Source organism: Novosphingobium sp. HNCC26DJ243, assembly GCF_057180545.1.
Genome location: NZ_JBXUGN010000005.1, coordinates 77169 through 93341 on the forward strand (window position 1 = coordinate 77169; position 16173 = coordinate 93341).

Below are 16173 nucleotides of genomic sequence, written 5' to 3' on the forward strand. Positions count from 1 at the left end.
AGGAATGCCGGGCGCCTGCGTGGGCGCCCGGTCTCCTCTCCAACCGATAACGCCTAGCGATCCAGCCTTGAAAGCAGCGGCGCGGATTTTGCGCCCACCCACAGGCTCATGTCGACCGCGTTGGAGACACGGAACACATCACCCTTGCTGTTGAGAAACAGCTCTTCCATCTCGGCGCGATTGAACGGACGCGAGCCGAGGCGTCCGAAGATCGCCATCTGTCCGCCCGTTTCATCGACGCCGCGATCGCGGTCCAGCCCCTTGGACAATGCAAGCGCCGGACTTGGCGTCCGCGCCCAGGCGATCAGTTCCGGCCTCGGCTCTGGCGAGAAGCCGTAGAAGTTGGGCTGGCTCGATGGCGAGGTAAGCTGCAGAACCTTCATCCCGTTCCGGCCATCGGCGACATAGGCAAAGAGCGAGGCATTGGTGGACGCGACGATGACGTCCTCTGCATCGTTCAACTGCCCCTCCGCCGTGTAGCTGGCGTAGATCGACGGACGCGTCGGCGCAGTAATGTCGACGATCACCAGACCCTGCGACTTCGCCGCGACGTAGGCATATGTACGCGCAAGGTAGACCCGGCGCGCATCGGCCAATGGCACGACCGCACCGGCAACTGCTCTGGGCTGGGCCAGATTGGTCACATCCATAAGCTCGAGGCCATTGGCGGTCGTCACCCACAGGTATCGGAATTGCACCGCCGTCGCGCGCGGATCGCGCAAGGTGACGACCGACGTGATGCGCGGATCGAGACAGGTCTCGCCCCCCTTGGCTGCGCTGACCTCGCAAGGCTTGTCCGCGCTCCACGGCTTGGTCAGATGGACCGTCACCAGCGCCTTGTCGGTCACGACATAGGCATAGTCGCCCGCCAGCGTGATATGGCGCGCCCCGCTCAGCACACCATCGGGATTGAAGGTCATCGCGCGGGAGAAGAAGTTGTTGCGGAATTCGCCGTCGGCCAGCGTGTCGACATTCACCGCGATCAACCCTTCGACCGCATCGGTGACAAAGGCGTAGTGGTAGATCGGCGAGAAGGGCTGTTCCTGGTTGACCGTGCGCAGCTCCGGCGAATTGCGCGTCGGCGCAATCGCCTGATTGGTGGGCAGCGCCATGCAAGTGGCGTTCGTCGTGTCAACGTGGGTGTCATGGCCGAGCGACGAGAACGGCGCCGTCAGGATCCGCTCGGACGTGCCCTTGTTGCCGATAGAAGCGATATCATAGGCACGGAAGCCACCCTTGCCTTCGGCGACGAACATGTATTCCCCGCGCATCTGCAGGCAGCGCACGGCATCCTTCGTGCCTTCTGTCACATTGGCAAACTGCTCGTGACCGGTCGTTTCGCCCGAAAGCTTGCCGTCCATTGTCTTTCCGCGCGTCCAGTTCTTCAGTTCGCGCCCGTTGTCCTCCACGTGCTGCTTCCAGAAATCGGGATAGGCATAGCGGTGGAGGTAGGAGCCGATAACGGCCTGCGGCTCGTCCCACTCGGTCACGCGGACGGCTTCAAAGCCACCATCGAGCCCGAACCACGCATTCATGCCGACAAAGTTGACGTAATTGGTGCCGAGAAGCAGCAGTTGCGCCATGGTGGCGTTGTTGTCTTCATCCTTGCTGACATGGCAGTCGGTGCACTGCTTCGTCTCGTTCTTTCGCACGGTATGCGGGAAATGCGGCGCGAAGGCCTGGCTGGAGTAGCCGATCGACGAAATCGGCGGCTGCTGCACGTAAATGCGTTCGCGGTTGATGTTGGTCGAAGACAGGATCAGCGCCGAGGTCGAACGGATCGGCGCGGTGATCGCCTTGCCGCTGACCGGATTACCGCCAGCATCGAACTGTACCGGATCGCTGCCCGATGACTTGTTGCGCTGGTGCTTGCCCAGCTGGAACATGTCGTCGCGCGCGACCTGCGGGTTATAGGTCGCGTAATTGCGGGTGTAATCTTCCTCGTACTTGTGGGTGGCCGACTTCCAGTTCGCCTCGATCGGGAGATGGCAGCCCGCGCAGCTAGTCGTCCACGAAAGGTGGCACGTGAAGCAGGCCATGTCGTCGTCGCGGTGCGCGCGTTGCTCCTTGGCTACGCCCGTGCCGAACTTGTAGACGCCATCCTCCGATGCCGACTTGGCCATCAGCTTGGCGCGCGCGGCCTTTGGATTGAAGATCGGTTTGCCCGCTGCGTCCATTTTACCAGCATAACGCGCGTCGACCGAGTCCTTCACCAGGCTGACCCGCCAGGAGAGGTTGGGATCGATGATCGAGCGCTGCACCAGCACGCGGCGTCCATCGGCCTCGTTGAACCATTCGAAGCGGCGCTGGCCATCAGCATTGCGCAGGAGTGAAAGGTTGTTGCCCTTTTCGGGCGCGGCAAGGTTCGATGTCAGCAGCGTCGGGTAGGTGTCTGGCGTACCGTGGCAGTCCTTGCACCCGATCTCCACCGCGTTGGCAACTTCGCCGTAGATCAAGCCGTTGCCGTGGCTGTCCTGCGAGAAGTGACAATCGGCGCACTGCATGCCGAGCTGCGCGTGGATGTCCATCATGTGGACGGCCTTGCCGGGATTGTCGGGACCGGGCTCGACGAATTTGCCCTCCCTGCCCTTGCGGAATTTGGCTGGATCGGACGGGTCTACGATGTGCGCCTTGTCGGTGCCGTAGGACGTCATGTCACCTTCGTCATCGAGCAGGTTGCCGCGACGGTCGCGTTTCAGGATCGCGCGGAAGTTCCAGCCGTGACCGTGGTAATCGGCGAACTGGGTGTCCTTGAGCTGCTCGTTGAGGTCATAGACGTTGCGCAGGAACTCGACATCGCGCCACAGGCCGCGCGTCGAGGCGCCTTCCGGATTGCGATCGAGCACTTCGCGCTGCTCGTCGATGTTGGGATAGAACTGCTTCTTGAAGACCTTGGCATAGTCCTCGTCCGACATGCCGGCGGGCTTCGGAGCGCGGTTCTCAGGACCGGGCCACATCGACGGCGCATCGGATTCGTAGTCCCACATCGTGTAACCGAGGTACGAATTCAGGAAGATGTTCGGCTGGTGCATGTGGCAGTTCATGCACTGCGCGGTCGGGATTGCACGGGTGAAAGCGTGGACCAGCGGGTGCCCGCGCTCACGATCCTGCATGGCGACAGGACCAGTGGTTGCGTGCTCGTCGCCATGATCGGCACCGGACTTGGCATGGCCCTTCTCGTCAAGACCCGCCATGGCATGCGCCGAAGCCTGGTCCATCTTGTCATGGTCCATCGTGCCGTGTGGCGCGACGCCCTTGCCCGGCGCGTAAACAAGCTGCTCGGCCGAGGAAATGGCCCGCGCGCAGTCCTCTTCGTCCGCTGCGGACTTGCCGACATAGGCTCCCTTGCCCCCTAGGACCGTGCCACGCACCTTGTCGTGGTGCTCTTCCTTTTCGGCGTCGTAGGAGCCGTAGGCCCCCTTGCGGTGCTGGCCTTCGCGCAGGCCGTTGATCGTTGGGTCGGCGGTGATCGACTGACCGTCGCGCCCGCACTTGGCGTAATTCAGGCTGTGACGCGGCTCGCGGTCGTTGGCGTAGATCACGTGGCACGAAGCGCAACCCGATGAGCGATAGTCGCCCGGCTGGTCATTGGTGCCCATCTGGAACAGGAACGGGTCGTTCAGGCGGGTCTTGTGGATGTTCAGGACCGGAATCGCCACGCGCAGACCGGTGGCTGGTCCGCGGTTCGACTGCTTGAGGTCCGGGCGCCCCGGTTCGTCCAGACGCTGGATCAGGCCGGTCGAGTTGGGTAGGCCGATTTCGGGGAACTGCGGGTTGATCGTACGGCCGCCATCCTCGAACACTCGGAACACATCGCCCGGCGGAATCGTGTGCCAACGCGGGAGCGGATACATGATCGGCAGCGCGCCGCGCGACTTCTCCTTTGGCGTGACCGTGCCCCACATCGGCTTGCCGTCGGGGCCGATTTCCTTTGATCCCGACTTGATCAATGCCGCTTCGCCATTGCGGGTAAAGCTTTCGCCGAACATGTAGTTCTTGAAGGGGACGATGCCGTTGTTATAGGCAGCGCCGCCCCACAGCATCGCACCCGTAGACATCAGCGAGCGTTCCGACGCCTCGATGATCGACATATGGCACGCCCCGCAGGAATCGCGCGCCACGCGATAGTCCGATGGGTTGACGAAGCGGATGAATTCCGGGCTTTCCTTGGCCAGCAGTGCATAGGACCGCTTCGGGTTTGCCGACGACGGCCAGCCCCAGGCAACCGGATACTTGGGCAACACGTGGGCATCTTTCAGCGCGCCCATGTACTCCATGGAGTTGTGGTTCCACGATCGATCAGCAACGACCTTGGTATTGCCGCCATGGCAGTCCGCACAAGACAGCACGACCGCGGGGCTCGCGTGCATCGTGCGGTGATCGCTCTTGGTGTGGCAGCTGACGCAGCCTGCATTCTGCTTGTCGACATAAGCCCACTGCTCTTCGACCGTATCGCCCGGCTGACCGCGCGGCGCGGCCGGTGCACGGGTGTGCATGACTTTCTGCGCCTTTTCCTCGCCCGAAGCATAGAGCGCGCTCGGCACCAGCAGCGCGGCCAGTGCCGCAACGAGCCATGCCAACGGAAGAGTGCGATTGCGGCGCGTGGGTGTCATGGTCTCGGTCATCAGAAGGCCAGGGTCGCATTGGCGAGGACAGAGTAGAAGCGGCTTGCCTTGCCCGATTGCGCGAACAGATCGTCAAAGCCGCCGCCCGGTTCGAGCACGGCTCCCGACAGGCGGAACACGAGATTCTGCGAGGCGTTGGGCCGCCAGATCGCCGAGACCGATGCATCCCAACCGATGTCCTTGGGAATCGAGCCTTCGTTGCGCAGGACCTGAAGGACCTTGGTGTTCTCGAACCACAGGTGGTTGACGTTGGTCGACACGCGCACCGTTGGCGTCAGGTCGAAATCAGTACCCACGCCCAGCAGCATCGTGCCCGGATTGGTGAAGTTCGACTGCCCCTGCTCCTTGGACGAGCGCAGCGAATTGAGGATGCCGTTGCGGCCATTGATCGATATCGCACGGCCGCCGCCGGCAAAGGGGATCGTCTGGCGAATCCAGTAGCTGGTGTCGGCACCGGCAAACTGGGGGTTTTCGAAGATCGCGTCGAACCCGCCTTCGACCTTGTCATAGGGGTCGCTGTCGCCACTGGCCCAGAGGCCCGAAAGGCGAATGCGCGTCCAGTCGATGTCATAGCTGAGTTCCGCAGCAGCCATGAACGCCTTGATCTCGGCGGGGCGGCTGGTCAGGAAATTGTTCCGGTCCTCTCCGAGCGCGGCATAGGCCTGCGCCGTAAGGTTGAGCCGCCCGATGTGGCCATCTGCTGCATAGCCCAGATAGACAACATCGTATTCGCGGCCGCGCAGATCGCCCAACAGCGCAGGACGAACCGGGAAGCCGTTGGTGTCGACATGAACCTCATTGCGCTCGCGGTTCATGTTGTAGGTGACCGAGACCTGGCTGGTCAGGCCCACCACCGGGAAATCCTGGCGGTACAGGTTTGCCATGAACACCCAGTCGTTGCGCGGCGTCTGGCTGACATCGTTGAGGCCCGAGTTCGTCTCCTTCTCGAGCCGCCAGAAGGCAGCGAGATTGAACTGGAAGCGGTTGTTGTCGCGGTTGCCGAACAAGCGAACGCCCAGCTGGTTGTCGTTGAACAGGAAGCCGCGAAAGTCCGACTGCATCGGCTGGATGCCGGTGCGAAGCGAGACAAAGTCGTAGCGCTTCGTGTCGAACCGGCCGATGTGATAGTCGATGAAGGCTTCCTGCAACCCGATGAAGGCATCGGTGCGGCGCGTGCCCTTGGACGGTTCGACGAACAGGACGCGCCGTTCCGGCACCTGCACATGATTGATGTTGGCCGCCACCGCGATGCGATATTCCACCACCGGCGGCTTGTACGCGGTCATGCCCTTGAGCAGCGACACGCTGGCAATGAAGGTCTGGGACAGCACAAGGCTGTTGCTGCGGCCGAACGTGTCGATCTCGTTCGGGTTGGTTGTCGTCTGGTTGCCAACCGGGATCGGGAAGCTGCGCGGCTCAACCACTGTATCGGAGATGGCTCCGGCCAGCAGAAACCAGTCCTCGCCCTTGAGAAAGCCGGGGCGCTTGCCCTTGGCGAGCGGTAGATCACCCTTCAGCAGGTTGTGGTGAAACGGATCGAGCTTCGAACGGCAGACGTATTCGAGCTTGGGAAACAGGGTGTAGAGCGAGCGGTCCTTCTTGCCCGTTGCCGCATCCTTCTGCGGACAGAGCGAGGACATGATGCGCCAGCGATCGGGCAAGCCGACATCGAGGCCGAGATCGCCCATCGGGCCTTCCCCGTCGTACTTGTCGTAGAACGCTTCGGGCGGCGGGGCATTGACCGCGCCCGGATTGTCCTGTTCGACCTTGTCAGGCAGCCGCTTGTTGAAACCGGGGCGGCGGCGGCCATCGATCAGCGCGTCGTCGGCCTCGGTCTCACCCCCCGGCAGAGCAGTATTGGCCGGAGCTGACTGCGATACCGTATCGGCCTGCGCAGAGGCCGCCTGTTGCGGCGCAGCCTCGCCCGGTTCAGCTGCCTGGACGGCTGCAAGCACGTGAAACGGCAGTGCAATCGCGGTCGGCGCCGGATGGGACAGGCCGAGCGCGGGTGCGATCAGGGCGAAGACCTGCTGCATCACTTGCCCTCGCAAGCGTTCTGTTCGGACGTGTCGAGGAACGGCGCGAACGGGCAGTTGACGTAGCGCAGCCTCAAGCCCGAACCCACCGGCACCACGATCGTATCGGCACGGATCGCCTTGGGTGCATTGCCGATGCCGCCGACCTTCGACCCCCCGTTGTGCGCCCCCAGAAACGCGATCATGTCATCCTGATCGATGCCATCGCCCGAAATGCCGATCGCCCCGACCAGCTGGTTGCCGCGATAGATCGGCACCGAGCCGGGAAAAATCTGGATACCGTTGGCAAGGCGCTTCTTGCCGGTAGGCGTGTCTGGCACCGCCGTGCAGGTCTGGGATACGTCGCGCGCATTGAGCGAGCCCTGGACGAAGACCGCATGCTGGAGCAGGTTGGCCTTGACCAGAGCGATCTGCAGGCCGGTGGCAAAGGGGCTGAAATCGTTGATCGGACGGGACAACGGGCCATTTGGTCGGCCAAGCTCGCCATCCGGGAAATAGGGACGCGAAAGATTGCCGCCCGACCGATCGGCAAAGGCAATCTTTCCGGTAAGCGCAGTCTGGTCGCCCAGAAAATCGCGCGTCCGCTTCACGAAGGCCGGAATCTCGGCATCGGTATTGTCGGTCAGTTGTTGCGCGGCCACGCTGTTCGAGAAGAACGCGGCCGTCCGCGCCTTCTGCAGCGACACGTCGATACCGAAGATCGGCGCGTCCGGTCCGCGTACGAGTCCGAGGACCTCGCCGAAAGTATCGACGACCGAGATCGAGACCTGCGCCCGGCTGTCGACAGGTCGGCGGATCTGCGCGCGGGCACGCGTCATGATCGTGAACGCCTCTTCGAGCACCGCGCGCACTTCGGCAGCGGTCAGCGGCTGGCTGACGGCGCTGCTGTCGGTCGCCCCCTTGATCGGATAGCGATTGCTGCCCGAGCCGTTGCTCAGGACATAGGCATCGGCAAGCGAGAACTCTGACGAACTGGCGCGGCGAATGCCGCTCTTTTCGGTTCCGTAGGCCGTGCCCGCCACCACGGCATTACCGTCGTAATAGCCGCGCACCGGGATCAGCGTGCCGGCCACGTTGTTGATTGCGGCAAAGCTCGTCTGCAGCGCGTGAAGTCCTTCGACGCGCGCATCGGAGAAGCGCAACGTCGATCCATCAACGGTGATGCGATCGGCGCGAATGTCGTCGGCAGGTGCAAAACCCTGAATGCCGGCGAGCGCCATGTATTCCTCGGGATCGCCATCGACGTCTGTCACGTTCGGATCGTAACCGTAGTCCCCGTCCGCCATGACGCCGATCGCACCGACCACCACGCCGTTCTTGTAGAGCGGCAAGCCGCCCGGATCGGCAGCAAGACCCAGTGGCGAGCGCTTGGGGCCGATGAATGCCGAGGAACCGGCGTTTCCGGCGGAAAAACGCGCTGAAAGATCCGAACAGGGCAACTGGCTGAACTGCACTCCGAACAACGGCCCGGCCTCAAGCCCCGGCGTGTTGGGTGCCGGCGGAAAATGCTCCTGCACGATCATGCTGGCCGTGCGCGTCGAGAAGGCATTGCCGCTTGAAGAAAGATAAGCGGCCGTCACCGCCTTCGAGATTGCGCCCATCGTGGCATCGACTTCGAGCCCCTGTGCATCCACCTCGCGCGGCGAAATCTCGCCCGTGGCGGTCCGGCGGCTGGTCATCATCCGGGTCAAGGCACCGTTCATGCGGAACACCGCCAGCACGTTGCCCACGCGATCGACCACCGCAATGATCGCCGGATAGTTGAGCGCCTTTGCCTCACCCACCGCCTGCGCGATGATCTGCTGTACTTCGTCAGCGGTCAGCGCTTCCTGCGCGGGATCAGAGAAGAAGCGCGCGCTGGCGGTCGGCGTCGGGCTGGGTGTGGGGGTGAACGTGCCGCCAGACGACGAATCCCCGCCGCCGCAGCCAGCCAGCATCAGCGATAGCGATGCGGCAAGGGATGTGGTCTGGCGCAGGATGTAAGGCATCTGCATCAGCGCAGGCTCCGGATCGATCTGACCGCCCCGCCCAATGCGCGACGGAAGGCAAGCGGCTGGAAGCCATTGGGATCACGCACCGCCGAGTAGGCCTGGTTGATCTGGATGCGCAGGTTTCCGGCCGAGGCCGGTGGAACCATGCCCTGATTGACCAGGCCGTTAAGCAGGGTATCGACGGCCATGACCGACTGCACCGCACCTTCGTAGTCGGTGTAGCGCTCGCCGATCGCTTCGCTCGCGATCGAATCCATGATCGCAAAAGTCTGCTCGCGCGTGAACGAGGCGGACGCGAAGCGCGACGACAGCGCATCGGCCGACTGGCGCAACGCCTGCGCAGCCGCCACCGTTTCAGCGCGATTGGCAAGCATCGCCCGGTGGAACGCCTTGGCACGTGCATCGAAGTTGGCGGCGGCATCAGGCGCGATGACCTTGGCCGCAGCCAGCAGCATGATCATGTTCTCGTCATTGTAGGGAGGCATGCCAAGGTGGATCGGTCGGCCCGGATTGGTCACCGCCGTGACATTGCCCTCCTCGCCATCGTAGATCCGGCGATGGCACGAATGGCAATCGTAGAAGGTGAATTCGGGGAAGATCCCGTCGACCGCACGCGCAGGCTGGCTGAACAGTTCGAGGCTGCGCTTGACCGCCTCGGCCTGGCCCACCGCCCACATGCGCATGCCGTTGGTCTTGCCGCCCTTGCGCTGGACGTAATCGGCGTCTTCGTCGTGATGCTGCTGCAGCGTGGTGAACAGATCCATCTCGAAGGAAATTCGCGGATGGCCCGCTGCCATGATCCGGTGCGCGATGAACTGGCCCTTCGCATCGCCCGAGAAGTGGCAATCGAGGCAGACCTGCGCCTTGACCTGGGGGCGGGTCAGATCGGTCATCCCTTGCGCGACATTGCGCGCATGGCTGGCGCCGACCGTATAATGCGTGGAAAGCCAGCCGCCTGACGCGCCGTGGCAGGCTTCGCAATCGACACCGTCGGTGTCGCGCGCCGCACCGGGCGAGGAATGGCAACCGGCGCATTCGCGCTGCACGCCTGCCGAATCGAGACCCATGCGGCGAACGATGGCCTGGCCGCGCGGCTCCTGGATCACGCGCCAGGCGCGGCTGTGCGCACCCGTTGGCGATGAATCTTCCTGCCAGCGCAAAAGCTCGTCCTGCCTGACGACCGCGCCATCGGCAGCACTGCGCCCGTGACAGGTCGACCCTGCACACGAAGACACGCCCTGATGGCCGCGCAGAACCTCGGACGCGCCTTGGGCCTGTACTGCTGCGGGAGAGACAAGCGATGACGCGCCAAGCGCGGCACATGCCATGGCAAGGCACAGGGCGAACGCCGTTGCGCCCTTGCGCGGGACAGCCCGAAGCCGTGCGCCAAGCCGCCGTATGGACAAGAAATTGTCGAGCATTGCCCCTCGTCCCCACCGGTCCCCACGCGACCGGGCCATTGCCCTGTACCGCGCGCTTGCCGGAAGTGCTGCAATGCGACCCCGTTGGGTTGAACCTAGGCCAGTCTGCCCTTGCGGTTCAAGTGACTATTCATGTTTCCGACAGATTTCCGGCAATTAAGCTTCGCCCCAAGGGCGATCAGTTGCGGCGGATGACAAGGTTCCGGATTTCGGACATGTCTTCCATCGCGAAGCGGATGCCCTCGCGCCCAAGCCCCGAATCCTTGACGCCGCCGTAGGGCATGTTGTCGACACGGTATGACGACACATCGTTGACCACGACGCCGCCGACATCGAGCCGGTCCCATGCGTCCATGACCTTGTGCAGATCGGCAGTGAACAATCCTGCCTGAAGGCCGAACTTGCTATCGTTGACCTCGTCGAGCGCGGCGTCCCAATCGGTGAATTTTGAAAGGATCACCACCGGTCCGAAAGCCTCTTCGGTATAGACGTCCATTTCGCGACTGCAGCCTTCGAGCAGCGTAGCCTCGAGCATATTCCCTTCGCAGCCGCCGCCCGCGAGCAGGGTTGCCCCGCCTGCCACCGCAGCGTCGATCCATCGCTTGAGCCGCTGCGCCTCCTTGGCCGAGATCATCGGTCCGATGAATGTCTCGCGTTCCTTGGGATCGCCTGACTTCAGAGTCTTGACCCTGGCCGCCAGCATGTTGCGGAAACGGTCATAGATGTCGGCGTGGATGATCACGCGCTGCACATGGATGCATGACTGGCCCGACTGGTAATACCCGCCAAAAATGATCCGGGCGAGCGCGTGATCGAGGTCGGCATCCTTGTCGACCACGACCGCCGCATTGCCGCCCAGCTCCAGCACGACCTTCTTCTTTCCCGCCTTGCCTTTGAGATCCCAGCCGACGCCCGGCGAACCCGTAAAGGAAAGAAGCTTGAGGCGCTCGTCGGTGGTGAAAAGGTCTGCCCCATCGCGGCTGGCGGGCAGGATCGAGAACGCGCCCTCGGGCAGGACATCGCACTCGGCCAGAACTTCGCCCATGATGATCGCGCCGAGCGGGGTCATCGATGCGGGCTTCATAACGAAGGGACAGCCCATCGCGATGGCCGGGGCGATCTTGTGTGCGGCAAGGTTGAGCGGGAAGTTGAACGGCGAGATGAAACTGCACGGCCCGATCGGCACGCGCTTCCACATGCCCATGTAGCCCTTGGCGCGCGGGGAAATGTCGAGCGGCTGGACCTCGCCGTAATTGCGCGTCGCTTCCTCGGCAGCGATGCGGAAGGTGTCGATCAGACGGCCCACTTCACCTTCGGAGTCGGCGATGGGCTTGCCGGCCTCGATGCACAGCGCATAAGCCAGTTCGTCCTTGCGCTCCGCGAACCGGCGGACGCAGTGATCCAGCACGTCGCGCTTCTCATAGCTTGCAAGCTTTGCCATCGGCTCCGCCGCTCGGACCGCCCCGGCGATCGCCTCATCGATCACGTCGGGAGTGGCGAGCGCGGTGCGAAACGCGATCTCTCCGGTGAACTTGTCGGTCACCGCAAGATCGGTGTTGGGCTGCACCGCCTTGTTGTTGAGATAGAGCGGGTAGACGTCTTTGAGTTTCATCGTTTGCCTCTGCCGGGAGCACATCCGCTCCCAAAAAAATTCGTCATTGCGAGCGCAGCGAAGCAATCCAGAGGGATACTTACGACGACTCTGGATTGCTTCGTCGCTGCGCTCCTCGCAATGACGAGCGGATTGCTACAGCGACTTCGACAGTTCCTTGATGTCCTTGTTCAGTATCTGGTCGTTCTCCGAATAATCGACCGGACAATCGATCAGGTGCACCCCCGGCGTGGAATTGCAGTGGGCCAAAAGTTCCTTGAGATGCGCGGCACTCTCCACGCGGTGGCCTTGCGCGCCGTAGCTCTCGGCGTACTTGACGAAATCGGGGTTGCCATACGTCAGCCCGAAGTCCTCGAAGCCCATGTTGGCCTGCTTCCAGCGGATCATGCCATAGGAGCTGTCGTTGAGGATCAGCACTGTGAGGTTGAGGCCCAGGCGGACGGCGGTCTCCATCTCCTGGCTGTTCATCATGAAGCCGCCATCGCCGCAAATCGCCATGACCTTGCGATCGGGATAGAGCATCGCGCTCATCATCGCAGACGGCAAGCCAGCGCCCATGGTGGCGAGCGCATTGTCGAGCAGGACGGTGTTGGGTTGATAGGCGGTATAACCCCGCGCGAACCAGATCTTGTAGACGCCGTTGTCGAGACAGATGATCCCGTCTTCAGGCAAGGCATCGCGGATCTGCTGGACAAGGTGCGGCGGAAAGATCGGAAAGCGGGTGTCGGCAGCCAGCGGCGCGGTGTGCGCGACTTCGGCCGCGCGATAGGCCAGCATGTGATCGAAGTTCCATGCCGGATTGGGCGTGATCGCTTCCTTGATCTGCCAGATCGCGTTGGCGATATCGCCGATCACCTCGATCGAGGGGAAATAGACCGGATCGACCTCGGCAGTCTTGGTCGAAACGTGGATCACCGGCGTGCCACCCCCATCTTCATTTTCGGCGCGCATGAAGAACGGCGGCTTCTCGATCACGTCGTGCCCGATGTTGACGATCAGGTCGGCATCCTCGACCGCGCGATGCACGAAGTCGCCGGCTGACAGCGCGGCGCAGCCCAGGAACTTGGGGTGGCGCTCGTCGATCACGCCCTTGCCGAGCTGCGTGGTGAGGAACGGGATGCCCGTCTTCTCGACCAGTTCGGCCAGCATCTTGCCCGTCATCTTGCGGTTTGCGCCCGCACCGATCACCAGCACCGGGGCCTTGGCGTTCTGCAAGGCTGTAACGGCCTGCGCGATCGACTTGGCATCGGCATTGGGCCTGCGGACCAGACTGCGCTTCAATGGGCGCGAATCGGTATGCTCGTCGGCAATGTCCTCGGGCAATTCGATATGCGTGGCGCCCGGCTTTTCTTCCTCGGCAAGGCGATAGGCTTCGCGCAAGCGGCTGGGGATGTTGTCCGATGATGCCATCTGGTGCGTGAACTTGGTGATCGGCCCCATCATCGAGACGACGTCTAGGATCTGGAACCTGCCCTGCTTCGATTTCTTGATCGGCTTCTGGCCGGTGATCATCAGCATGGGCATGCCGCCAAGCGTGGCATAGGCGGCAGCTGTGACGAAGTTCGTCGCCCCCGGCCCGAGCGTCGCGATGCACACGCCGGTCTTGCCGGTGTGGCGGCCATAAGTCGCCGCCATGAAGCCCGCCCCCTGTTCATGCCGCGTCAGGATCAGCTTGATCTTGGTGGAGCGGGAGAGCGAATCAAGGAAGTCGAGGTTTTCTTCGCCGGGCACGCCGAAGATGTACTCGCAGCCCTCTTCCTCAAGGCATTCGATGAAAAGATCGGAAGCCTTCTTGCCCCCGCCAGCGTGGATTGCGCCTTCGGCCATTCGCGTCGCTCCAATTGTGAAAGGCGCGCGAAATGCGACGCCTCTCTCCCCTAGTCGGATGCGACCCCACGGGCAGTTGGCGATGCGTGTCGTTTTCGGCCCCGCATCAGCCCTGCGGGACAAGGGGTAACAAACACGAAGGGCGGAGTCACCCCATGCCTTCAGTAGCCGAGAGAAAGATCGACGCGCGGCTCCACCGGCTCCCCACGATGATAGCGATCGAGGTTTTCCAGAAAGCGGCTGGCGGCGCGCTCGAACATTCTCGTCTGCGAGCGCCCCGACAGATGCATCGAGACATGGGCGTTGGGCTCGCTCCACAAGCGATGTTCGGGAGGGAGCGGCTCTGGCGTCGTCACGTCAAGGAAGGCATGCCCGGGGCGGCCTGCGGCCAGGGCCTCGATCAAGGCATCCTGATCGACAACCGAGCCACGCGCCACGTTGATGAGCGTTGCACCCGGTTTCATCGCCGCGAGTTCGTCCCTGCCGATCATCGCATCGGTTTCGGGCGTCGCGGGCACGGCGAGGATAACCCAGTCGAAGGTCGAGAGTTGCCCGCGCCATTCGTCTGGCCCGAGCGCCCCCTCCCCGCCGGAGCGCCGGACCTTGACGATCTCGACACCGAACCCTGCAAGGCGTGCCTCGACATTCTGTCCGATTGCCCCATAGCCAAGGATCAGCGCGCGGCTGCCGAACAGCTCCACCTTGCCAGGTGAATCCAGCAGCCACTCATGCCGATCCTGCGCACGCACGACCTCGCGATAGCCCTTGGCGACCGTGAGCATGGCCATGACGACATATTCAGCAATCGTGATCGCATTTATCCCCACGCCGTTGGTCAGGACTACACCTCGGGCGCGCAACTGATCGAGCGGGAAGAAATCGACCCCGGCATAGACCGAGTTCAGCCATTTCATCTTCGTCGCCAGCGCAATGGCCTTTGCCATGCCCGCAGGCTGATAAAGGTCGAACCAGCCGATCTCCGCCTCGGGAGCAAGTTCGAACAGTTCCTCGGCAGTACGGAAGAAGCGCGGCTCCACCCAGGCGGGCAACCGCCCCTCGACGAGCGGGGCGGCCATGGCATTCATTACTAGGACGGTCATCGCAAACTCCCGGTCAGACGGTGAGCCTAGCGCCTGCATTGCGAAATGAAACCCGTTCAGACGAGCTTCCACTCCCAGCCGAGCGGGTCGCCGTCCATGGCATCGACACCCTTGGCCGCAAGTTCGTCGCGCAGGGCGTCCGAACGGGCGAAGTCCTTCTCGGCGCGGGCGGCCTTGCGCGCTGCGAGGATGGCTTCGATCTCCGATGCCTCGATATCGACGCCCTTGGGCCGTATCCGCAAGTCCTCGCGGACAAGCGTCATCACGCCCAGCCCCAGCACGGCGTCCATCGCAGCAAGCGCGGCAAGCTTTTCGGCCGGATCGACCTTCTTCAGTGCCAGCACTTCCTCGAACACCGTCAGCGCGACCGGCGTATTCAGATCATCCGAGACGGCGGCATCGAAACGTTCGAGAAAGGGCAGGAACCGTGCGCCCGGCAAGGCCTCGCCTTCGGCACGTTCCTTCAACTGCGCGATCGCAATCAGCATGCGCTTGAGGCGCGTCAAGGCGGCGGACAGCCCGTCCCATGAAAATTCCAGCTCGCTGCGATAATGCGCCTGCAAGCACATCAGGCGGTAGGCCATCGGTGAGTAGCCCTTGTCGACCAGCAGTTGCAGCCTCAGGAACTCGCCCGACGACTTGCTCATCTTGCCCGAGCGTTCGACGAGGAAGTTGTTGTGCATCCACATCCGAGCACCCGAATTGGCAGGAACGTCGAGCCCGCCACTTGCCTTGTCACTGCAGCAGAACGCCTGATTCTGCGCTATCTCGTTCGGGTGGTGGATCTCGCGGTGGTCGATCCCGCCGGTATGGATGTCAAACGGGAAGCCGAGCACTTCGCCCGACATGACCGAGCATTCGAGATGCCAGCCCGGAGCACCCTTGCCCCAGGGTGAATCCCATTCCATCTGGCGCTTCTCGCCCGAAGGGGTCTTGCGCCAGATCGCGAAGTCGGCAGCGTTGCGCTTGCCTTCGACGGCCTCGATCCGGCCTTCCCCGTCCTCGGTCTGCGCGCGGGCAAGGCGGCCGTAGTCGGCCACGGTCGAAACGTCGAAGTAAAGCCCACTGTCGAGTTCGTAGCAGTGCCTGTCGGCAATCCGCTCAGCAAAGGCGATCATCTGCGGGACATAGTCGGTCGCCACGGTCCAGTTTGCCGGCTGGCGAATGTTGAGCGCACGGACATCGGCCCAGTAGGCCTGCTTGTAGTGCTCGGCGATGTCCCAGATCGACTGTTGCTGTGACGCCGCCATCCGCTCCATCTTGTCCTCGCCCGCATCGGCATCATCGGTCAGATGGCCGACATCGGTGATGTTTATGACGTGGGTGAGCTTGTAACCCTTGAACGAGAGAGCACGCCCGAGGACGTCGGCAAACACATAGGCCCGCATGTTGCCGATGTGCGGATAGTTGTAGACCGTCGGCCCGCACGAATAGACCCGCGCCTCGCCGGGATGGACCGGCTGGAACTGTTCAAGCTGGCGCGTCAAGCTGTTGAACAGCTTGAGCAGAGCGGACGGCGAGAAAGGCGCAGGGGCATTGGACATGAGCCAGCCATTGCCCC

Annotated in this window: 8 protein-coding genes; all 8 read right to left on the minus strand. The window is 62.9% G+C overall.

The features are described 5' to 3' along the window. Positions 1–53 precede the first annotated feature (53 nt). Positions 54–4625: an LVIVD repeat-containing protein gene (locus tag AC2A04_RS14555; RefSeq protein WP_484213081.1), complete on the minus strand. Its 4572-nt coding sequence runs from the start codon at positions 4623–4625 to the stop codon at positions 54–56. Then, a complete protein-coding gene (locus tag AC2A04_RS14560) occupies positions 4625–6661 on the minus strand; it encodes a hypothetical protein (protein ID WP_484213082.1) in 2037 nt (678 codons plus the stop codon). Before AC2A04_RS14560 ends, AC2A04_RS14555 begins: the two co-directional genes overlap by 1 nt. After that, the gene (locus tag AC2A04_RS14565) at positions 6661–8655 is read right to left on the minus strand and encodes a GlcG/HbpS family heme-binding protein (RefSeq protein WP_484213083.1); all 1995 of its coding nucleotides are present in this window, start codon (positions 8653–8655) and stop codon (positions 6661–6663) included. The genes AC2A04_RS14560 and AC2A04_RS14565 overlap by 1 nt, the downstream gene beginning before the upstream one ends. Next, complete coding sequence (locus tag AC2A04_RS14570; protein ID WP_484213084.1) at positions 8655–10073, minus strand: multiheme c-type cytochrome; 1419 nt, start codon at positions 10071–10073, stop codon at positions 8655–8657. Before AC2A04_RS14570 ends, AC2A04_RS14565 begins: the two co-directional genes overlap by 1 nt. A gap of 178 nt (positions 10074–10251) precedes the next feature. Next, positions 10252–11685, minus strand: coding sequence for an aldehyde dehydrogenase family protein (locus AC2A04_RS14575; RefSeq protein WP_484213085.1), 1434 nt, complete (start codon positions 11683–11685; stop codon positions 10252–10254). A 135-nt stretch (positions 11686–11820) separates the two neighbouring features. Further along, positions 11821–13512 (minus strand): acetolactate synthase large subunit, encoded by a 1692-nt coding sequence (locus AC2A04_RS14580; RefSeq protein WP_484213086.1) that lies wholly within the window; start codon positions 13510–13512, stop codon positions 11821–11823. Positions 13513–13673: 161 nt separating this feature from the next. Next, positions 13674–14612, minus strand: coding sequence for a D-2-hydroxyacid dehydrogenase (locus AC2A04_RS14585; protein WP_484213087.1), 939 nt, complete (start codon positions 14610–14612; stop codon positions 13674–13676). A gap of 56 nt (positions 14613–14668) precedes the next feature. Continuing rightward, positions 14669–16156: a cysteine--tRNA ligase gene (gene cysS, locus AC2A04_RS14590; RefSeq protein WP_484213088.1), complete on the minus strand. Its 1488-nt coding sequence runs from the start codon at positions 16154–16156 to the stop codon at positions 14669–14671. Positions 16157–16173: the final 17 nt, after the last annotated feature.

Bases quoted from the DNA above. Each gene is read 5' to 3' on its own strand.
- AC2A04_RS14555 (WP_484213081.1), bottom strand. From the start codon at position 4,625: ATGACCGAGACCATGACACCCACGCGCCGCAATCGCACTCTTCCGTTG.
- AC2A04_RS14560 (WP_484213082.1), bottom strand. From the start codon at position 6,661: ATGCAGCAGGTCTTCGCCCTGATCGCACCCGCGCTCGGCCTGTCCCAT.
- AC2A04_RS14565 (WP_484213083.1), bottom strand. From the start codon at position 8,655: ATGCAGATGCCTTACATCCTGCGCCAGACCACATCCCTTGCCGCATCG.
- AC2A04_RS14570 (WP_484213084.1), bottom strand. From the start codon at position 10,073: ATGCTCGACAATTTCTTGTCCATACGGCGGCTTGGCGCACGGCTTCGG.
- AC2A04_RS14575 (WP_484213085.1), bottom strand. From the start codon at position 11,685: ATGAAACTCAAAGACGTCTACCCGCTCTATCTCAACAACAAGGCGGTG.
- AC2A04_RS14580 (WP_484213086.1), bottom strand. From the start codon at position 13,512: ATGGCCGAAGGCGCAATCCACGCTGGCGGGGGCAAGAAGGCTTCCGAT.
- AC2A04_RS14585 (WP_484213087.1), bottom strand. From the start codon at position 14,612: ATGACCGTCCTAGTAATGAATGCCATGGCCGCCCCGCTCGTCGAGGGG.
- cysS (WP_484213088.1), bottom strand. From the start codon at position 16,156: ATGTCCAATGCCCCTGCGCCTTTCTCGCCGTCCGCTCTGCTCAAGCTG.